This is a genomic window from Cupriavidus sp. 10L43_2, from assembly GCF_056395265.1.
Genome location: NZ_JBFTJE010000019.1, coordinates 22370 through 41488, shown reverse-complemented (window position 1 = coordinate 41488; position 19119 = coordinate 22370). Strand labels below are relative to the sequence as shown.

Below are 19119 nucleotides of genomic sequence, written 5' to 3'. Positions count from 1 at the left end.
ACCAACGGCACCTTTCGGAGAACTGCAATGACCCATCGCACCGCGATCGAAGCAAGGCGAAATCTTCCGGGGAGGGCCTTGCAGGGTGAGTATGTCACCCAGCAACAATTCAATGCGCTACGGAAACGGGTTGACGCCATTGCGCTGACAGACGACGGCATTATGTATTTCACAGTCAACAGCACCGGCGCGGATAGTCAGGCCAATGGCAGCGAGTCGGTGGCGATTGCCAGCGGTGCCTCCGCAAATTCCGAAGAATCTGTTGCAGTCGGCTACCTGGCTACCGGATCTGGCCAGGGCTCGGTGTGTGTGGGGGCGTATTCCTCAGCCAGCGAAACGTGCAGCACCTCCATAGGCTTTGACACGCTCGCTCAGGCTTATGGAGCGGTTGCGATCGGGTCTGCCGCGATAGTGGACCCCGTTGCTAACAAGGGGATCAGTATCGGCAACACAGCCATCGTTGCCGGTGATTCAGCATTGGCCATCGGCGCGAGTGCCACGGCGAGCGGCGAGCAGAGTGTGGCGATAGGCGCTGGTTCCACGACCGATCGCGCGCAGACGGTGTCCGTAGGCAATGACAGCGCGCTCCGCTTCATCGCCCGTGTTGCGGCGGGGCAGGAGGATGATGATGTCGCCACAATCGGCCAGTTGAAGGAGGCTGGCCTGCCCGTGAATGCGCGCGGCGAAGTGGAGCGTGCGCTGGTGCTGTACGACGACAGGAACAAGACGAGGCTGACGCTGCCGTTGGTAAGAGTGTCGGGATTGCGTCCCGCTGAACTGAGCGCGCAGAGCACAGAAGCGGTAACGGGCAGCCAGCTCTTCAAGGCAAATCAGCGGCTGGTCGAACTCGAGGCGCGCCTCGCGGCGCTGGAGCGTGCGGTGCGCGACAGGTAGTCGTGCAGGAATGGCCCCGGGTGGCTTGAGCACATGGTGCGGTCACACGGCATTCTTACTCAGGATGGGGCGCTGTCCGTCGCGGCAGCTGATGGAGAACGCAATGAGCAATCAGACTGATGTCCAGGCTAGGGCCAACGCCTCGGACAGGGACCGCCCGGGCCAGTATGTCACCCTGCAACAGTTCCATGCGCTACGGGAACGGGTTGACGCCATTGCGCTGCAAGACGACGGTATTACGTATTTTGCAGTCAACAGCACCGGTCCGGACAGTCAGGCCAATGGCATAGAGTCGGTGGCGATTGCCAGTCACGCCGAGGTGGATTCCGAGGAATGCGTCGCTGTCGGCCACGCGGCGGGAACAATCGGCGCGGACTATCCGGGCTCGGTGTATGTGGGTGCGTATGCCCAGGGATATGCCATATGCACCACTGCCATCGGCTATTACGCCTATACCAACGCTTATGGAGCGGTTGCGGCCGGGTGTCTGGCGACGGTGAGCGCCAGTGGTAACAAGGGGATTGCTATCGGCGATCTGGCCCTCGTTGACAGTGATTCAGCAGTGGCCATCGGCGCGAAGGCGACCGTGAATGGCGCCCAGAGTGTGGTACTGGGTTGCGCTTCCACGACTGATCGCGCGCAGACAGTATCTGTCGGCAATGACAGCACCCGTCGCTTCATCGCACGTGTTGCGGCGGGGCAGGAGGATGATGATGCCGCCACGGTCGGCCAGTTAAAGGAGGCGGGCCTGTCCGTGAATGCGCGCGGGGAAGTGGAGAGTGCGTTGGTGCTCTACGACGACAGGAGCAAGACCCGGCTTACGCTGCAATCGGTAAAAGTTGCGGGGTTGCGACCCGCTGTGCAGAGCCTGCAGAGCACGGATGCGGTGGCAGGCAGCCAGCTCTTCAAGGCAAACCAGCAGCTGGTTGAACTCGAGGCGCGCCTCGCGGTGCTGGAGCGTGCGGTGCGCCACAGGTAGTACGGGGGCGAGCACACGGTGGAGGTGGAGGTGGAGGTGAGCGTGGTGCCGATGGATTAGGCTGGGTTTGTCCGATCCATGGTTTTCCGAAGTACGGCGTGAAAACATGGCCTCGCTGGCCAACGTCAACTTCAGGAGACCTTCGATGAGCAACGCCCAGACGGATATCGCAAGCAATCAGTACCTGACCCGGGAACAGTTCCAGGCACTGAGCGCAGTCGGAAAGAACGACAAGAACGCCAAGTACTTCCACGCCAACAGCAAGGGTCCCGATAGCGAGGCCAGTGGCCAGGAAGCCGTGGCCATCGGACCCTCCGCCGTGGCGGCGGGCTCGGGGAGCGTTGTGGTGGGCGAGGGCGCCGTGTTCGGCGCCGCGGGCCGGGGCGTGGTCATCGGCTCCCAGGCGCAGGTCGGGGCGGACTCGCCCGGCGACGGCGTGGTGGTACTGGGCAGCGACGCCACGGCATGGGGCGACAAGGCCGTGGCGATCGGCGGCAACGCCAATGCGGGCTACACGGACAACATCGCCATCGGCGGCGATGCCCAGGCCACCGCTGCCTCCGCCGCCGTGGCGGTGGGCGCCGATGCCTTCGCGGGGGGCGACCAGAGCGTGTCCGTCGGCTCCGCCGCCAGCGCCCAAAGCCAGGCGGCCGTGGCGATCGGAGCCAGCGCGAACGTGTACGGCTACGGCACGATCGGCATCGGGCGCGGCGCCATCGCCAACAACCACCACGCCACCGCCATCGGCGAGTATGCGGAGGTGAGCGCCTACGGCAGCGTGGCGCTCGGCGCGTCTTCCGTCTGCGACCGCGAATACGCGGTGTCCGTCGGCACGGCGGACAATGGCCGCTACATCACCCATGTGTTACCGGGCGAGCAGGACGACGACGCCGTGACCGTCGCGCAACTCAAGGACGCGGCCCTGCAGGTCAACCCGAAAGTGGCCCGGCGCCTGGGCAACCTCGAGGCCCGCATCGCAACGCTGCGCCAGCTCGAAGCGCGCATCGCGGCGCTGGAGCGGGCGGCGGGGCGTTCGTAGTCGGGGGACGGGCGGCCTTTGGATCCATGTACTTCCGGAGATCGGGTAGCGACCATGGCGACGGCACGGGCCGTGTATGCGCCCTTGCCGTGGTTCTGATCAACCCGATTCCAGGAGCCCTTCATGGCAATTCCTCAGACTGAGCCCGAAGCAGGGAACCATCCATCGTCCGCCAACGGCAATGGTGGCGGTGGCGGTGGCGGTGGCGGTGGCGGCGGCGGTGCGCCCTACCTGGCCTATGACGACAAGAGCAAGAGCCGCGCTACGCTGCCATCGACATTGGTCACAGGACTCCGGCCCGGCGAGGTGAGCCAGGGCAGCAGCGACGCCATCACGGGCAGCCAGCTGGCCGACACGGAGGCCGACGTCGCTGGCAATGCGCAGGACATCGCCGCGCTGTCGCAGACGGTGGATGACCTCGCCTCGGGCAAGACCGGCCTCAAGTATGTGCAGGTGAACGCCAGCGGGACGTCCGCCTCGGCACCCGGCAGCAACGCCATCGCCATCGGCGCGGATACCGTCGCCACCGGGGTCGGCAGTGTCGTGCTGGGCCAAGGGGCGACGGTCAGCGAGTCGGGGCCCGGCGTGGCCATTGGCCTGAATGCCCGTGCCGATGTCGCCGCGCGGGACCCCGTGGACGCCGGCTCGGTCGCACTGGGCTGCGATACCTATGCCTATGGCAGCCGCTCGGTCGCGATCGGCGAAAAAGCGCAGGCCGCCTACGCGTGGAGCGTCGCCATCGGCGGCAATGCCGTGGCGTCCGGCGCGGACAGCTTCCAGGTGGGCGGCACCACGGCGGTGGGGATGGCCGCGGTGGCATCCGGCCACAAAAGCGTGGCGCTGGGCCAGCGATCGGAAGCCTCCGGCGCGACGGCCATCGCCGTGGGGCCGATGGCGCAGGCCACCAATACCGGCGCGGTCGCCGTGGGCACCGACGCCGTCGCCAGCACCGAGTTCGCGGTGGCGCTCGGGCACGGCAGCCGCGCGGCGGCAGCGCACGGCGTGGCGCTCGGCACGGCCTCGTACTGCGACCGCGACCTGACGGTCTCGGTCGGCACCGACACCCTGCAGCGCCAGATCATCAACGTCGCGCCGGGCACCGCGCCGACCGACGCGGCCACCGTGGGGCAACTGAGCGCGCCCATCGCCCAGATGCGGGAAGCCCTCGCCTCGCGCGAGCGCCGCCTGCACGACCTCGAGGCGCGCATCGTGGCGCTGGAGCGGGCGCTGCGGGGCGCTTAGGGGTGCTTAGGGGTGCTTAGGGGCGTCCAACAAAAAAGCCGGCCGCTTGCGCGGGCCGGCTTTTTTCGCCAGATGGCTCGGATGGCGCCGAGGGCGGGTCAGCCGAGCTTCTTCTTGAGCAGTTCGTTGACCTGGGCCGGGTTGGCCTTGCCCTTGGTGGCCTTCATGGCCTGGCCGACCAGTGCGTTGAAGGCCTTTTCCTTGCCGGCGCGGAACTCTTCGACCGACTTGGCGTTGGCGGCCAGCACGTCGTCGATGATCTTCTCGAGTTCGCCGGTATCGGACATCTGCTTGAGACCCTTGGCGGCGATGATCGCGTCGGCGTCGCCGCCGGACTCGCCGGCCCACATCGCCGGGAAGACGTCCTTCTTGGCTGTGTTGTTGGACACCGTGCCGTCGGCGATGCGCGCCAGCAGCCTGGCCAGTTGCGCCGGGCGCACCGGGGCGTCGTCGATGGCCATGCCTTCGCGGTTCAGTTGCGACGCCACGTCGCCCATCAGCCAGTTGGCCGCCGGCTTGGCGCTGGCCACGCCGGCTTCGGTCACCACAGCCTCGAAGTACGCGGCGAGGGACTTGGTGGCCGTGAGCGTGCTCGCATCGTAGGCCGAGAGGCCGTATTGCGAGACGAAGCGCGCCTGCATCGCCGCCGGCAGCTCGGGCAGGCCGGCGCGCACGCGCTCGACCCACTCGCTGTCGATCTCGAGCGGCATCAGGTCCGGATCGGGGAAGTAGCGGTAGTCGTGCGCGTCTTCCTTGGTGCGCATCGCGCGCGTCTCGCCGGTGTCCGGGTCGAACAGCACGGTGGCCTGGACGATCTTGCGGCCGTCCTCGATCTCGTTGATCTGCCACTGCACTTCGTAGTCGATCGCCTGCTGCAGGAAGCGGAACGAGTTCAGGTTCTTGATTTCGCGGCGGGTGCCGAATTCCTTCTGGCCGACTGGGCGCACCGAGACGTTGGCGTCGCACCGGAAGCTGCCTTCCTGCATGTTGCCGTCGCAGATGCCGAGCCACACCACGAGCGAGTGCAATGCCTTGGCATAGGCCACGGCCTCGGCCGAGCTGCGCATGTCTGGCTCCGTCACGATCTCCAGCAGCGGCGTGCCGGCGCGGTTCAGGTCGATGCCGGTCATGTTGGCGAAGTCCTCGTGCAGCGACTTGCCCGCATCCTCCTCAAGGTGGGCGCGGGTCAGGTTCACGGTCTTCTCGTAGACGCCCTGCCGTCCTTCCACCTGGATCGTGATGGTGCCGCCCTGGACGACCGGGATCTCGTACTGGCTGATCTGGTAACCCTTCGGCAGGTCAGGGTAGAAGTAGTTCTTGCGCGCGAAGATGCTGCGCGGCGCGATATGGGCGCCGATGGACAGCCCGAACTCGATGGCGCGCTCGACGGCGCCCTTGTTCAGCACGGGCAGCACGCCCGGCAGCGCCAGATCCACGGGCGAGGCCTGCGTGTTGGGTTCGGCCCCGAACGCGGTGGAGGTGCCGGAAAAAATCTTCGAGGCGGTGGAGAGCTGCGTATGCGTCTCCAGGCCGATCACCACTTCCCATTGCATGGCGGTATTCCTGGTTTAAGTCTTCTGTTCTGTTCTATATCAGGCCGGACCCGGCGTTTTTCAGGGCGCGGGGTTCAACAGCCACGAATCGAGTTGGGCGAGCGCGGCCACACGCGCCAGGGCGTCGCCGCCGCTGGCGGTATCGCCGCCCGGGGTGCGCCGGGAGGCGTCGCGCCGGCCGTGCAGCTCGCTGGTGCCGTCGAAGCCATGATAGGCGCCCGGGTAGATCTCCAGCCGGAAGCGCGCATCGGGCTGGCGGGCCAGCACCGCGTTCTGGAGCATCGCGCAGCGCGTGGCCGGGGTCCAGTCGTCCGCGCCGCCAATCATCATCAGCACCGGCGCGCGCAGCTTGAAATTGTGCTGCCGCACCACGCGCTTGCAGGCCGGGTAGAAGGCCACGGCGCGCTCCACGGCAGGCGTGCCGGCCGGCCACGGGCGGCTGGCGTCGATGGCGGCCAGCACCGCCTGCGCGCCGTTCGACCAGCCCAGCAGCACGATGCGGCGCGGGTCGACGCCGGGCTGGCGGGCCACCCAGCGCAGCGCGGCCAGGGCGTCGGCGCGGCGCGTCTTGTCGTCGATGCCGCGCGCGTCCGGCGTGTCGCCGCAGCCGCTGGTGATGCGGCCGCGCGGGCCGAAGCTGTCCGGCATCAGCACGGCGTAGCCGCGCTCGGTCAGCCAGTGGGCGTACTCGCGGTAGCGGGCCTGCAGGGCGCCGGCCGGGTCGAGGATTTCGTCGATGGAGCCGGTGCGCCGTGCCACGCGATGCGTGTCTTCAAGCCCACCGCAGCCGTGCAGCGCCACGACCACCGGCAGCGGCTGCGACCTTGGCTGGCCGCTGTCCCGGGGCAGGAACCAGTAGGCGGGGAGCGTCGGCATGCCGGCATCGCCCGCCAGCCGTACGCGCTGGACGATGGGCGCCGGGGCGGCCGACGTGGAGGTGGCTGCCGAGGCCGCCACAGAAGCCGCCACAGCAGGCGCACTGGAGGCCGAAATCGGCGCTTGCGGCGCCGAGACCGTGCTCCAGGCCGGCACCGCCGCCACCGTCATCATCGCAAAACCCGCGCGCAGCCAGCGCCGCGCCCGAGGCATAACGCCGGGCAGAACCCCGGGCAGAACCCCGGCGGCGAAGGATGAGCGTGGGCGGCGTGGCGGCATGATAGTTACGTTATCGCGTGCGGGCGCAGGCGCCCGAGTCCGGCTCGAACATCACCGGCCACGCTTCTTCATAGATGCCGGGCGTGCAGTGCGACTGGCAGCTTGCGTGCGCCAGCGTCACGCGGCGCGGGTCCTGCCAGACCATCAGCTTGCAGGCGCTGCCATCGTTGGCGCGCAGTTCGATATGTGGCGTTTTGCGCACCTGTCGGAAGTCGGCCAGATTGAAGCTGCACGAGCCGCGCTTGCCGACCCACAGCTTCCACTGCAACTGCTGCACGGCGTTGTCCACCACGCGTAGCTGGGCGTCCTCGCGGAAACCGTCTTCCTCGGTGCGGCGGCAGTCGCCGTTCAGGTCGATGTCCCGCGCGGCGATGGGCGTGGAGCGCCCGCCGAACGGCAGCGAGCAGCCGGCCAGCACCACGGCGAGGGCCATCGCGGCAAAGAGGCGTAGCAGGCGCTTGTCGTGCATCGTCATCAGGCCGGGCGGCGCAGGTGCCAGTCGGTGGCCTGCTGGAACGCATGGGCCACCTGCAGCAGGCGCGCTTCGTCGAAATAGTTGCCGATGAGCTGCAGGCCGACGGGCATGTTGTCCTGCCCAGTGCCGCAGGGCACGCTCATGCCGGGCAGGCCGGCGAGGCTGGTGGAGAGCGTGAAGATGTCGGCCAGGTACATCTGCACCGGGTCGGCGGTCTTCTCGCCGAGCTTCCAGGCCACCGTGGGCGCCACCGGGCCCATGATCACGTCGCACTGGCTGAAGGCGCGCTGGAAATCGTCGGCGATGATGCGGCGGATCTTCTGCGCCTGCAGGTAATAGGCGTCGTAATAACCGTGCGACAGCACGTAGGTGCCCACCATGATGCGGCGCTTGACCTCGGCGCCGAAGCCTTCGGCGCGGGACTTCTTGTACATGTCGAGCAGGTCGCTGTACTCGGCCGCGCGGTGGCCGTAGCGCACGCCGTCGAAGCGCGACAGGTTGCTCGACGCCTCGGCCGGTGCAATCACGTAGTACACCGGGATCGACAGCTCGGTCTTGGGCAGGGTCACGTCGACCAGCGTCGCGCCGAGCTTCTCGTACTCGGCCAGCGCGCCGCGCACGGCGGCTTCCACGTCGGCGGACAGGCCCGCGCCAAAGTACTCGCGCGGCAGGCCGATGCGCAGGCCGGCCAGCGGTTGGTCGGCGCTGGCGCCGGCGCGCGGCTGGCCCAGATGGCGCGTGAAGTCCTCGTCCACGCCGCCCTGGGCGGGCGTGAGGCTGGTGGAATCCTTCGGATCGAAACCGGCCATGGCGTTGAGCAGCAGCGCGCAGTCCTCGGCCGAGCGCGCCATCGGGCCGCCCTGGTCGAGCGACGAAGCGAACGCGATCATGCCGTAGCGCGAGACGCGGCCGTAGGTCGGCTTGATGCCAGTGATGCCCGAGAACGACGCCGGCTGGCGGATCGAGCCGCCGGTGTCGGTGCCGGTGGCGGCCGGGGCCAGCCCTGCGGCCACCGCGGCGGCGGAACCGCCCGAGGAGCCGCCCGGCACGCGCTGCTTGTCCCACGGGTTGCGCACGATGCCGAAATACGAGTTCTCGTTCGACGAACCCATCGCGAATTCGTCCATGTTGGTCTTGCCCAGCGTGACCATGCCGGCGGCGGCGAGGCGCTCCACCACGGTGGCGTCGAACGGGCTCTGGTAGCCGGCCAGCATCTTCGAGCCGGCCGTGGAGGCCCAGCCGCGCGTCACGAAGACGTCCTTGTGGGCGATGGGCACGCCGGTCAGCGGCGTGGCCTGGCCCTGGGCGCGGCGCGCATCGGCGGCACGGGCCTGGTCCAGGGTGAGGTCGGCGTTGACGTCGACGAAGGCGTTCAGGTCGCGCGCGGCCTCGATGCGGGCGAGGTAGTCGCGTGCGAGTTCCTCGGCGGAGACGGTGCGCGCCGCCAGGGCATCGGCGATCTGGCGCAGGGAAGTCACGGAATCAGCGGAAAAGGACATGTCGGTCTGGTGTCTGCGGTGGCGGTCAGGGGCGGCGGCGGCGGGCCGGGCGGGTGGGCCCGGGCGTCACTCGATGACCTTCGGCACCAGGTAGAGGCCGCGTTCGGTGGCCGGGGCCGGGCGCTGGTAGTCTTCGCGGCGGTCGGTCTCGGTCACGGCATCCTCGCGCAGGCGCTGGGCGATGTCGCGCACGGCGGAGAGCGGGTGCGCCAGCGGCTCGATGCCGGTGGTGTCCACCGCCTGCATCTGCTCCACCAGCGAGAAGAAGTTGTTCAGTTGGGCGAGCGTCTGCGCGGCCTCGGCATCGCTGGTTTCGATGCGGGCCAGGTGCGCGATGCGCTTGACGTCGGAGAGTGCGAGAGCCATGGCGTGATGCGGCGCGGGCGCCGGGTTCAGTCCATCGGACTGGGGATGTTGCGGTCGGGTGGCGGGCAGGACGCCCGGAGCGGGGTCCGGGGGCGCCCCCGGGATCGTTTCGTTACAAGTTTTTCCGGGCGCTGACGCCCCGAAACAGCGTGGATTATAAGGTATCATTACGCGCTGCAGGCCTCCCGCAACGCGGACTTCACATGGCGCGCCAAACGGGGGGTTCCAGGCAGGTCACGGGTCACGCCGGCGGCTGCGCCGGTGATGCCGTCGCCACTGCTGGCACGTACCATGAGTGCCGGGCAGGGCAGCCGCCCGGGGCATGCGGCGCGCGAGCGTCGCAGGACTGCAACAGAGCAGGAAACGATTGGCGAACGATAAAGGCACGGCCCGGCGGCGAGTCCGCGATTAACGGCTGGTTTTCATCGCAGTTTCACACTTCACAATCAGGTTCCTCCGATTAGGCTTCTGCCATCGTCAGGCGATTTTCCGACCTGTCCGGCGCATCTGGCGGCGAACTTTCGCGCAGAGTCTAATCAAAGGTTCCCGTAGGTCCGGCGTGCAGGTTGCGCCGGTTGCGGATCGCCGATGACCGGGCGGGCATGCGCCCCTCGCCGTCGGCACCGGGGCGTACCGGCTTGCCGGTACGGGCCGCAGCGCACCGGGGGAACCGTGAACCATCACCCTTGCAAACGTATACCTGGCCGGGCCGAAGACGGCGCCGGCCGTTTCGCATACTCGCGAACCAACAAAAGACAGGATTCCTGATGTTCGGATTTCTCCGCAGCTATTTCTCCAACGACCTGGCCATCGACCTGGGCACCGCCAACACCCTGATCTATATGCGCGACAAGGGCATCGTCCTGGACGAGCCGTCGGTCGTGGCCATCCGTCAGGAAGGCGGCCCCAACGCCAAGAAGACGATCCAGGCGGTCGGCAAGGAAGCCAAGCAGATGCTGGGCAAGGTGCCGGGCAATATCGAGGCCATCCGCCCGATGAAGGACGGCGTGATTGCCGACTTCACCGTGACCGAGCAGATGCTCAAGCAGTTCATCAAGATGGTCCATGACTCGAAGCTGCTGCGCCCGAGCCCCCGGATCATCATCTGCGTGCCGTGCGGCTCCACCCAGGTGGAACGCCGTGCCATCCGCGAATCGGCGCTGGGCGCCGGCGCCAGCCAGGTGTACCTGATCGAGGAGCCGATGTCGGCCGCGATCGGCGCCGGGCTGCCGGTGTCGGAGCCGTCGGGCTCGATGGTGGTGGACATCGGCGGCGGTACCACCGAGGTGGGCATCATCTCGCTGGGCGGCATGGTCTACAAGGGTTCGGTGCGCGTGGGCGGTGACAAGTTCGACGAAGCCATCGTCAACTACATCCGCCGCAACTACGGCATGCTGATCGGCGAACAGACCGCCGAAGCCATCAAGAAGGAAATCGGCTCGGCATTCCCGGGGTCCGAAGTGCGCGAGATGGAAGTCAAGGGCCGCAACCTGTCCGAAGGCATTCCGCGTGCATTCACGGTCTCGTCGAACGAAATCCTCGAAGCCCTGACCGATCCGCTGAACCAGATCGTGTCCGCCGTGAAGATCGCCCTCGAGCAGACGCCCCCGGAACTGGGTGCCGACATCGCCGAGCGCGGCATGATGCTGACCGGTGGCGGCGCGCTGCTGCGCGACCTGGACCGCCTGCTGGCCGAGGAAACCGGCCTGCCGGTGCTGGTGGCCGAAGACCCGCTGACCTGCGTGGTGCGCGGCTCCGGCATGGCGCTCGAGCGCATGGACAAGCTCGGCAGCATCTTCTCGTACGAGTAAGAACAGGAACCGCAACGTGGCGACACGCGGCATGCCGGCCCCAGCAGGCTGCGCCGGCGCGTGCGCCACGAGATTTCCGCCCCTTCCCGCCGCCCCCGGCGGGATGACTTCGCCTGCGCACGGGTAAATGGATTACTCCCCACCGCCGCTCTTCAAGCAAGGCACGTCCGCCGTGGCGCGGCTGGTCATTTTCGTGACCATCGCGCTGACGCTGCTCGTGGTCGATGCCCGCTTCGACGCCATGCGCGTCGCGCGCCAGGTTGCCGCCACCGTGCTGATGCCGGTGGAACGCGCGGTCCTGGTGCCGCGCGATGCGCTGCGCGGCGTCTTTGACTATGCCCAGTCGTCCGTCACGCTGGCCAACGAGAACCGCGAGCTGCGCCGCAGCGCCGTGGAGCAGGCCAGCGCCGCCGTGCGCCAGGCCCAGCTCGAGGCCGAGAACAACCAGCTGCGCAAGCTGCTGAATCTGACCCAGCAATCGGCCACGCCGGTGGTGGCGGCGGAGATCCTCTATGACGCCCGCGACCCGTACAGCCAGCGCATCGTGATCGACCGGGGCAGCGTGCAGGGCCTGCGCGCCGGCTATCCGGTGATCGACGAACGCGGCGTGATCGGCCAGATCACGCGGGTCTCGCCGCTCCAGTCCGAAGTGACGCTGCTGACCGACAAGGATCAGGCGATTCCGGTCCAGGTGGTGCGTAACGGGCTGCGCAGCGTGGCCTTTGGCGGCTCGCGTGCCGGGCAGCTCGACCTGCGCTTCATGGCGGCCTCGGCCGATCTCCAGCAAGGAGACCTTCTCGTCACATCCGGCCTCGACGGGACCTATCCGCCCGGCCTGCCGGTGGCGAAGATCTCCCATATCGAACGCAAGGCCGATACCGCCTTCTCGCGCGTGTACTGCGAGCCGGTGGCTGGCGTGCGCTCGCACCGACAGTTGCTGGTGGTGCGTTACGAGTCCGGGCTGGGACCGCGTCCGCAGGACGAGGACAAGCCGCAGAAGGCCGAGCGCGGTGCGCGTTCGGCGGCGGCCCGCGCCGGTGCCGAGAAATCGGCAGAGAAAAACGGCGATAAACCCGCTGCCACGGAGCCCGCACGGTGACCAATCCCCAGTATCTGCTGCGCCCGGTCAACCCCGCGTTCATCGCGGTGACGTTCATCGTCGCCTTCCTGTTCAACCTGATGCCGTGGGGCACCACGCTCTGGATTCCGGACATGGTGGCGCTGGTGCTGGTGTTCTGGAACATCCACCAGCCGCGCAAGGTCGGCATGGGCGTGGCCTTCCTGCTCGGCCTGCTGATGGATGTGCACGATGCCCGCCTGCTGGGCGAGCACGCCATGGCCTACACGCTGCTGGCCTACTTCGCCATCACGATCCATCGCCGCGTGCTGTGGTTCTCGGTTTATACCCAGGCGCTGCACGTGCTGCCGCTGCTGTTTATCGTCCACGCTGTGCCGGTGGTGATCCGCCTGGCCATGGGCGCGCCCCTGCCGGGCTGGCAACTGCTGCTGGCGCCCTGCATCGAGGCGCTGCTGTGGCCGCTGGCCACCAGTGTGCTGTTGGCGCCACAGCGGCGTTCGCACGACGTCGACGAAACCCGACCGATTTAGCCGATCCAGCCTTCCCGGGTCGGATCTATCTATATAGAGCCGCCCGGGCCACCGCCCACGCCGAACCCGCCGCCGCAGTACCGCCATGACCGAAATCCGCAACGTCGAACTGGAAATCGGCCGCTTCCGCATCCGCGTGGCGGCTGCCGCCCTGTTTACGGTGATCTGCTTCGGGCTGCTGTTCACCCGCTTCCTGTGGCTGCAGTGGTACAAGCACGACCAGTACTCGGCCAAGGCCGAGGACAACCGGATCTCGGTGGCGCCGATCGAGCCCAATCGCGGCATCATCATGGACCGCAACGGCGTGATCCTGGCGCGCAACTATTCGGCCTACACGCTGGAAATCACGCCGTCGAAGCTGACCGATACCCTCGACAACACGATTGAGTCGCTTTCGTCACTTGTCGATATCCAGCCGCGTGACCGTCGCCGCTTCAAGCGGCTGCTGGAGGAGTCGCGCAGCTTCGAAAGCCTGCCGATCCGCAGCCAGCTTTCCGACGAGGAAGTGGCCAAGTTCTCCGCCCAGCGCTTCCGTTTTCCCGGCGTGGATGTGCGCGCGCGGCTGTTCCGCCAGTACCCGCTCGGCGAATCGGCCAGCCACGTGATTGGCTACCTGGGGCGCATTTCGCAGCGCGACCAGGAGCGGATCGATGCGATGGACGAGGCCAACGACGCCGAGGGCGCTAAGTACGATCCGCGCAAGGACGCCGACAACTACAAGGGCACCAACTACATCGGCAAGATCGGCCTGGAGCAGAGCTACGAGGCCGAACTGCACGGGCTGACCGGCTTCGAGGAAGTGGAAGTGAGCGCGGGCGGGCGGCCGATCCGCACGCTGTCCACCTCGCCGGCCACGCCGGGCAACAACCTGATCCTGTCGCTGGACATCCGCCTCCAGCAACTGGCCGAGCAGCTGTTTGGCGACCGGCGCGGTGCGCTGGTGGCGATCGAGCCGGCCACGGGCGACATCCTGGCCTTCGTCTCCAAGCCGACCTACGACCCGAACCTGTTCGTGGAAGGCATCGACTCGAAGACCTGGGACGAACTCAACAGCTCGCCGGACAAGCCGCTGCTGAACCGCCCGCTGCGCGGCACCTATCCGCCCGGCTCCACCTACAAGCCGTTCATGGCGCTGGCGGCGCTGACCATCGGCAAGCGCACGGCCGCCTGGGGCATGCACGATCCGGGCTTCTTCACGCTGGGCAACCACACCTTCCGCGACGACAAGCCGGGCGGCCACGGCTGGGTGGACATGCAGGCGTCCATCGTGCAGTCCTGCGACACCTATTACTACGCGCTGGCGCGCGACATGGGCGTCAACGGCATCCACGACTTCATGAAGCCGCTCGGGTTCGGCCAGATCACGGGTATCGACATCGAGGGCGAAAGCCGCGGCATCCTGCCGTCCACCGAGTGGAAGCGCAAGGCGTACCGCAAGCCCGAGCAGCAGAAGTGGTATGACGGCGAGACCATCTCGCTGGGCATCGGGCAGGGCTACAACAGCTTCACGATCCTGCAACTGGCCAATGCGGTGTCGATCATCGTCAACAATGGCGCGGCGATGAAGCCCCACCTGGTGAAGGCGGTGGAGGATTCGGTCTCGCGCCAGCGGACGCTGACCGTGCCCAAGGAAAGCTATCGGATTCCGCTCAAGCAGGCCGATATCGACGTGATCAAGAAGGCCATGGTGGCCGTGACGCACTCGGGCACTGCCGCGCGCGTGTTCGCGGGCGCGGCCTACGAATCGGCCGGCAAGACCGGCACGGCGCAGACCTACACGCTGGCCAAGGGCGAGAAGTACAACCACCATGCCATCGACGAGCGAAAGCGCGACCACTCGCTCTATACCGCGTTCGCGCCGGCGGACAACCCGAAGATCGCGCTGGCGCTGATCGTCGAGAACGCCGGCTTCGGCGCGGCCGTGGCGGCGCCGATCGCGCGGAAGGTGATGGATTACTACCTGCTCGGCAAGTGGCCCGAGGAGTTGCAGGCCAACGCGCCGCCGCCGGCCGAGCGCGAGCGCGCGGGCGGCAAGCCGCCGGTGGACACGCCGAGCGTGTTCACCACCGGCCTGACGGCGAACGTGGCGACGGCCACGGTGATGGCCAATGCGCCGGTGAGCGCGGCCTCGGGCGCGGATGCCAGTGCTGCGGGGGCGAGTGCAGCCCTGGCGGGGGCTTCCGGCGCCACCGTGGCATCGGGCGCCGGCGCGCGCGGCGCGTCGGAATCGATCGCCGCCCAGCTTGACCCGGCCGCCATCGCGCCGGCCTCGGCCGTGGCCACGCTCGACGAACGGATGCTCCAGGCGCTTGGCCACAGCAAGCCGGCCGCGCCGGCTCCGGTGCCGGTCCCGGCACCCGCCGCGCGCCCCGCACCCGCCTCGGCGCCTGCGCCGGCCAAGCCACGCGTCCGGCCGGTCAGCACGACGGCACCCGCCCCCCGTAACAATGCTTCAGAGTAAAGGAGACGGGCACCATGGATAAACGCCGCGTCGTGTCCGTGATCCGGACGGCCCTCACGGGCTTCGACAAGCCGCTGGCCCTGATCGTCTTCCTGCTGTTCGCCACCGGTATCGTGGCGCTGTACTCGGCCGCCATCGACATGCCGGGCCGCGTGGAAGACCAGCTGCGCAACATCCTGCTCTCGTACGCAGTGATGATGGTGATTGCCTACATGCCGACCCAGCTGCTGATGCGGGTCGCCGTCCCCCTATATACAGTGGGCGTGGCGCTGCTGATTGCCGTGGCGATGTTCGGCCTGATCCGCAAGGGCGCGCGGCGCTGGCTCAACGTGGGCATGGTGATCCAGCCGTCCGAGATCATGAAGATCTCGATGCCGCTGATGCTGGCGTGGTACTTCCAGAAGCGCGAGGGCGTGGTCAAGTGGTTCGACTTTGTCGTGGCGCTGGTCATGCTCGGCATTCCGGTGGGGCTGATCGCCAAGCAGCCTGACCTTGGCACGGCGCTGCTGGTGCTGGCCGCCGGCCTCTATGTGATCTATTTCGCCGGGCTGACCTGGAAGATCATCCTGCCGCTGCTGGCCATCGGCGTGGTGGCGGTCACGCTGCTGATCTCGTATGAAAGCCAGATCTGCGCCCCGGGCGTGAACTGGCCGGTCCTGCACGACTACCAGCAGCACCGCGTCTGCACGCTGCTGGACCCCACCACCGACCCGCTCGGCAAGGGCTTCCACACCATCCAGTCGATTATCGCCATCGGTTCGGGCGGCGTGACCGGCAAGGGCTGGCTCAAGGGCACCCAGACCCACCTGGAATTCATCCCCGAGAAGCACACCGACTTCATCTTCGCGGTGTTCTCGGAGGAATTCGGCCTGATCGGCAACGCGGTGCTGCTGGTGCTGTACCTGATGCTGATCTTCCGCGGGCTGTATATTGCCGCCAATGCGCCGACGCTGTTCTCGCGGCTGCTGGCGGGTTCCATCACGCTGATCTTCTTCACCTACGCTTTCGTGAACATGGGCATGGTGAGCGGGATCCTGCCCGTGGTGGGCGTGCCGCTGCCGCTGCTCAGTTACGGCGGGACGGCGCTGGTGACGCTGGGCATGGGGATCGGCATCCTGATGAGCATTTCGCGCCAGAAGCGGCTGATCCAGACCTAGCAGTGCCGTTTGCTACACTGCCATCCGAAAAATACTCCGGTAGAAGCTTATGAACGCCCAAGATGTCGCCGCCTGGCTGCAGAGCAATCCGCAGTTCTTCGAGGAACACGCCGAACTGCTGGCCGCGGTACAGCTGACCAGCCCGCATAGCCATCGCGCCGTGTCGCTGCAGGAGCGCCAGATGGAAATCCTGCGCGAGAAGAACAAGGGGCTGGAGCTGAAGCTGGCCGACCTGGTCCGCCACGGGCACGACAACGACCGCACCCAGCAGCGCATGCACGCCTGGCAGCTCCGCCTGCTGGCCGAGGCCGACTCGCACGCGCTGCCGTACACGGTGCAGGACGGCCTGCAGCAGGTGTTCGACGTGCCGGCCGTGGCGCTGCGCGTGTGGAACGTCGGCGAAGCCTTTACGCACATCGAAGTGGCGCAGGGCGCCAGCGACGACCTGCGCCTGTTCGCCGAAGGGCTGCGCGCGCCGTACTGCGGCCCGAACAGCGGCTTCGAGGCCGCCGCGCTGCTCGAGCGTGACGACATCGCCTCGCTGGCGATGGTGGCGCTGCGCGTGCCGACCCGCCCGGACGAAGACGCGCTGGGCGCCACCTTCGGCCTGCTGGTGCTGGGCTCGCCCGATGCGCGCCGCTTCCACGAAGGCATGGGCACGGCCTACCTGGGCCAGATCGGCGAAGTCGCCGGCGCCGCGCTGAACCGCCTGCGCGACTGACATGTCCCGCCGCCCGCCATCGGATAGCGAGGCACCGGACCCCAAGCCGGTGCCCGATCCGCTGGTGGTGCGCTACCTCGACTGGCTGGCCACCGGCCGCAAGCTGGCCGAACACACGCTGGCCAGCTACGGCCACGACCTCTCCGTGCTCCAGACCCACGCCGCGCGCCACGCGCCGGGCGTGGCGCTGCTGGCGCTCGAAACCCATCACATCCGGTCCTTCGCCGCGCGCATGCACGGCGGCGGCCTGTCCGCGCGGACCATCGCCCGCACGCTTTCCGCCTGGCGCGGCTTCTACCTGTGGGCGGCGCGCCATGGCCATGGCGTGGCGGTGAATCCTGTCGATGGGGTGCGCGCGCCCAAGCGCGGCCAGCCGCTGCCCAAGGCGCTGTCGGTGGAGCACGCGGTGGCGCTGGTCGCCCATCGCCCCGGCGACTCGGCCGAGGCGCGGCGCGACCAGGCGGTCTTCGAACTGTTCTATTCGAGCGGGCTGCGGCTGTCGGAGCTGGTGCAGCTCGACCTGCGCTACACCGAGGATGGCGCGTACCGCTCGATCGGCTGGATCGACCTGGCGGGCGCCGAGGTCACCGTGATCGGCAAGGGCTCGCGCCGGCGCTCGGTGCCGGTCGGCAGCAAGGCGATGGAGGCGCTGCGGGCGTGGCTGGCCGTGCGCGACACGCTGCTGCGCCCCGGCGCAGCGCCCGAGGACGCCCACGCGCTGTTCCTCGGCACGCGCGGCAAACGGCTGTCCGGGGCCACCGTGCAGTCGCGCATCCGCAAGCAGGCGCTGTCGGCCGGCGTGCCGACCCACGTGCATCCGCACATGCTGCGCCACTCATTCGCCACGCATATGCTCCAATCGTCAGGCGACCTGCGCGCGGTGCAGGAGATGCTCGGCCACGCCAGCATCGCCACGACGCAGGTCTACACCTCACTCGACTTCCAGCATCTGGCCAAGGTCTACGACCAGGCCCACCCGCGCGCGGGGCGTGCAAAGACTGCCACGCCGGCACCTGCGAAACCTTCGGACAAAGACGAGAAGTAGGGCGCTGGCCTAGTCAGACCACTGCGACAAAATGTTGCGAAAGCGCTCCATCTCGGGCAGCAGCCACTGGCGGAACGCCTGCACCTTAGGCAATTCCAGGCTGGCCTGCGTGCTGACGAAGTACAGCAGCCACGGGCAGACGATGCTCACGTCGAACAGCCGCACCACGCGGCCGGAGAGCAGGTCGTTGTAGGCCAGCGAGGAGCGGATCAGCGCGATGCCCTGGCCCTCGGCGGCGGCCTGCAGCAGCAGCGAGGAATCCTGCAGCAGCAGGCCCTTGCGCGGCTCCGGCCAGTCCAGCCCGGCGGCTTCGAACCACGGTTGCCACGGATCGCCCTCGCCGCGCAGCAGCGGCATGCCGGCCATGTGCGCCGGCTGCTCGGGCAGGCGGCCACCGTTGAAATCGGGGCTGCACACGGGAAAGAACACATCGTCGAGCAGCCGTTCCACGTACAGGCCGGGGTAGTCGCCGTTGCCCATGCGCAGCGCGATGTCCACTTCCTCATTGGCGAAGTCGACCAGCGAGTTCGAGGACAGCAGCTCCACGTCCAGCTCCGGATGCTGCTCGATAAAGCTGCCAATGCGCGGCGTGAGCCAGCGCGCGGCGAAGGACGGCATGGTGCTGATGGTCAGCCGCTTGTCGCGGTTGCCGGCCTGGAGCACGCGCGTGGCATCGGCGATCTGCAACAGCGCGTCGCGCACGCGCTCGGCGTAGACCCGGCCGTTGGCGGTCAGCATCACCCGCTTGCCGCGCCGCTCGAACAGCAACTGGCCCAGTTCCTCCTCCAGCGCGCGGACCTGGTGGCTGACGGCGCCATGGGTGACGAACAACTCCGCCGCCGCGCGGGAAAAGCTCTCGTGGCGGGCGGCGGCCTCGAAGGCGCGCAGCGCGGAGAGCGCCGGCAGGCGCGGGAAATCGCGCTTCCAGCGCTGTCCATTGTCGGGATTCCAACTGCCGCTCCAGACCATGATGCGAGTTCTCTATGTGAGTTTGGCTAACAAGACACAAGAATATATATCGTTTTGATAGTGCTAGGGCAATCACTAGAATGCAATGCACCGGAACCGCTTGTCAGCGCCCCCTAACTGGCCCGGTCCAATATCCAGGCCAGTT

Annotated in this window: 17 protein-coding genes; 11 read left to right on the top strand and 6 right to left on the bottom strand. The window is 67.8% G+C overall.

Translation table 11 applies throughout. From position 1 onward, the window contains the following. The first annotated feature begins 27 nt into the window (after positions 1-27). The 4 genes from AC1DEL_RS22700 to AC1DEL_RS22685 all read left to right on the top strand — a co-directional run bounded on the left by AC1DEL_RS22700 (position 28) and on the right by AC1DEL_RS22685 (position 4154). Complete coding sequence (locus AC1DEL_RS22700; RefSeq protein ID WP_441591491.1) at positions 28-894, top strand: hypothetical protein; 867 nt, start codon at positions 28-30, stop codon at positions 892-894. A gap of 103 nt (positions 895-997) precedes the next feature. Continuing rightward, on the top strand, positions 998-1873 hold the full coding sequence (locus AC1DEL_RS22695) for a hypothetical protein (RefSeq protein ID WP_441591489.1): 876 nt from the start codon (positions 998-1000) through the stop codon (positions 1871-1873). A gap of 145 nt (positions 1874-2018) precedes the next feature. After that, the gene (locus tag AC1DEL_RS22690; protein ID WP_092291220.1) at positions 2019-2912 is read left to right on the top strand and encodes a hypothetical protein; all 894 of its coding nucleotides are present in this window, start codon (positions 2019-2021) and stop codon (positions 2910-2912) included. 123 nt (positions 2913-3035) lie between these two features. Further along, a complete protein-coding gene (locus AC1DEL_RS22685) occupies positions 3036-4154 on the top strand; it encodes a hypothetical protein (protein WP_477126251.1) in 1119 nt (372 codons plus the stop codon). A 98-nt stretch (positions 4155-4252) separates the two neighbouring features. Here AC1DEL_RS22685 and gatB read toward each other — a convergent pair whose 3' ends face one another. The 5 genes from gatB to gatC all read right to left on the bottom strand — a co-directional run bounded on the left by gatB (position 4253) and on the right by gatC (position 9202). Then, a complete protein-coding gene (gene gatB, locus AC1DEL_RS22680) occupies positions 4253-5707 on the bottom strand; it encodes an Asp-tRNA(Asn)/Glu-tRNA(Gln) amidotransferase subunit GatB (protein WP_092291224.1) in 1455 nt (484 codons plus the stop codon). 60 nt (positions 5708-5767) lie between these two features. Continuing rightward, entirely contained in the window at positions 5768-6796 is a 1029-nt protein-coding gene (locus AC1DEL_RS22675; RefSeq protein ID WP_177219854.1) for a dienelactone hydrolase family protein, read from the bottom strand. Between the two features lie 76 nt (positions 6797-6872). After that, on the bottom strand, positions 6873-7337 hold the full coding sequence (locus tag AC1DEL_RS22670) for a hypothetical protein (protein ID WP_092291228.1): 465 nt from the start codon (positions 7335-7337) through the stop codon (positions 6873-6875). Then, positions 7337-8836, bottom strand: a complete 1500-nt coding sequence (gene gatA, locus AC1DEL_RS22665) for an Asp-tRNA(Asn)/Glu-tRNA(Gln) amidotransferase subunit GatA (RefSeq protein ID WP_092291230.1) — start codon at positions 8834-8836, stop codon at positions 7337-7339. Before gatA ends, AC1DEL_RS22670 begins: the two co-directional genes overlap by 1 nt. A 66-nt stretch (positions 8837-8902) precedes the next feature. Continuing rightward, on the bottom strand, positions 8903-9202 hold the full coding sequence (gene gatC, locus AC1DEL_RS22660) for an Asp-tRNA(Asn)/Glu-tRNA(Gln) amidotransferase subunit GatC (RefSeq protein ID WP_092291232.1): 300 nt from the start codon (positions 9200-9202) through the stop codon (positions 8903-8905). A gap of 767 nt (positions 9203-9969) precedes the next feature. Here gatC and AC1DEL_RS22655 point away from each other — a divergent pair. The 7 genes from AC1DEL_RS22655 (at position 9970) to AC1DEL_RS22625 (ending at position 18005) form a co-directional block, all read left to right on the top strand. Next, entirely contained in the window at positions 9970-11013 is a 1044-nt protein-coding gene (locus AC1DEL_RS22655; protein WP_011296266.1) for a rod shape-determining protein, read from the top strand. Positions 11014-11140: 127 nt separating this feature from the next. Then, entirely contained in the window at positions 11141-12112 is a 972-nt protein-coding gene (mreC, locus tag AC1DEL_RS22650; protein WP_092291234.1) for a rod shape-determining protein MreC, read from the top strand. Next, positions 12109-12621, top strand: a complete 513-nt coding sequence (gene mreD, locus AC1DEL_RS22645; protein WP_092291236.1) for a rod shape-determining protein MreD — start codon at positions 12109-12111, stop codon at positions 12619-12621. The genes mreC and mreD overlap by 4 nt, the downstream gene beginning before the upstream one ends. An 85-nt stretch (positions 12622-12706) precedes the next feature. Further along, on the top strand, positions 12707-15082 hold the full coding sequence (gene mrdA, locus AC1DEL_RS22640; protein WP_092291238.1) for a penicillin-binding protein 2: 2376 nt from the start codon (positions 12707-12709) through the stop codon (positions 15080-15082). 14 nt (positions 15083-15096) lie between these two features. After that, entirely contained in the window at positions 15097-16239 is a 1143-nt protein-coding gene (gene rodA, locus AC1DEL_RS22635) for a rod shape-determining protein RodA (RefSeq protein ID WP_092291240.1), read from the top strand. A gap of 49 nt (positions 16240-16288) precedes the next feature. Continuing rightward, entirely contained in the window at positions 16289-16960 is a 672-nt protein-coding gene (locus AC1DEL_RS22630) for a DUF484 family protein (RefSeq protein WP_092291242.1), read from the top strand. Position 16961: 1 nt separating this feature from the next. Beyond that, complete coding sequence (locus AC1DEL_RS22625; RefSeq protein WP_477112763.1) at positions 16962-18005, top strand: tyrosine recombinase XerC; 1044 nt, start codon at positions 16962-16964, stop codon at positions 18003-18005. A gap of 9 nt (positions 18006-18014) precedes the next feature. On the opposite strand, the gene AC1DEL_RS22620 is transcribed toward AC1DEL_RS22625, so the two are convergent. Then, positions 18015-18974: a transcriptional regulator GcvA gene (locus AC1DEL_RS22620; RefSeq protein WP_092291246.1), complete on the bottom strand. Its 960-nt coding sequence runs from the start codon at positions 18972-18974 to the stop codon at positions 18015-18017. Between the last annotated feature and the right edge of the window lie 145 nt (positions 18975-19119).

Excerpts from the sequence above, each read along its gene's own strand:
- AC1DEL_RS22670 (WP_092291228.1), bottom strand. The coding sequence starts at position 7,337 with ATGACGATGCACGACAAGCGCCTGCTACGCCTCTTTGCCGCGATGGCC.
- AC1DEL_RS22700 (WP_441591491.1), top strand. The coding sequence starts at position 28 with ATGACCCATCGCACCGCGATCGAAGCAAGGCGAAATCTTCCGGGGAGG.
- AC1DEL_RS22675 (WP_177219854.1), bottom strand. The coding sequence starts at position 6,796 with ATGCCTCGGGCGCGGCGCTGGCTGCGCGCGGGTTTTGCGATGATGACG.
- rodA (WP_092291240.1), top strand. The coding sequence starts at position 15,097 with ATGGATAAACGCCGCGTCGTGTCCGTGATCCGGACGGCCCTCACGGGC.
- gatA (WP_092291230.1), bottom strand. The coding sequence starts at position 8,836 with ATGTCCTTTTCCGCTGATTCCGTGACTTCCCTGCGCCAGATCGCCGAT.
- AC1DEL_RS22630 (WP_092291242.1), top strand. The coding sequence starts at position 16,289 with ATGAACGCCCAAGATGTCGCCGCCTGGCTGCAGAGCAATCCGCAGTTC.
- AC1DEL_RS22695 (WP_441591489.1), top strand. The coding sequence starts at position 998 with ATGAGCAATCAGACTGATGTCCAGGCTAGGGCCAACGCCTCGGACAGG.
- gatC (WP_092291232.1), bottom strand. The coding sequence starts at position 9,202 with ATGGCTCTCGCACTCTCCGACGTCAAGCGCATCGCGCACCTGGCCCGC.
- AC1DEL_RS22625 (WP_477112763.1), top strand. The coding sequence starts at position 16,962 with ATGTCCCGCCGCCCGCCATCGGATAGCGAGGCACCGGACCCCAAGCCG.
- AC1DEL_RS22685 (WP_477126251.1), top strand. The coding sequence starts at position 3,036 with ATGGCAATTCCTCAGACTGAGCCCGAAGCAGGGAACCATCCATCGTCC.
- mrdA (WP_092291238.1), top strand. The coding sequence starts at position 12,707 with ATGACCGAAATCCGCAACGTCGAACTGGAAATCGGCCGCTTCCGCATC.
- gatB (WP_092291224.1), bottom strand. The coding sequence starts at position 5,707 with ATGCAATGGGAAGTGGTGATCGGCCTGGAGACGCATACGCAGCTCTCC.
- AC1DEL_RS22655 (WP_011296266.1), top strand. The coding sequence starts at position 9,970 with ATGTTCGGATTTCTCCGCAGCTATTTCTCCAACGACCTGGCCATCGAC.
- AC1DEL_RS22620 (WP_092291246.1), bottom strand. The coding sequence starts at position 18,974 with ATGGTCTGGAGCGGCAGTTGGAATCCCGACAATGGACAGCGCTGGAAG.
- AC1DEL_RS22690 (WP_092291220.1), top strand. The coding sequence starts at position 2,019 with ATGAGCAACGCCCAGACGGATATCGCAAGCAATCAGTACCTGACCCGG.
- mreC (WP_092291234.1), top strand. The coding sequence starts at position 11,141 with ATGGATTACTCCCCACCGCCGCTCTTCAAGCAAGGCACGTCCGCCGTG.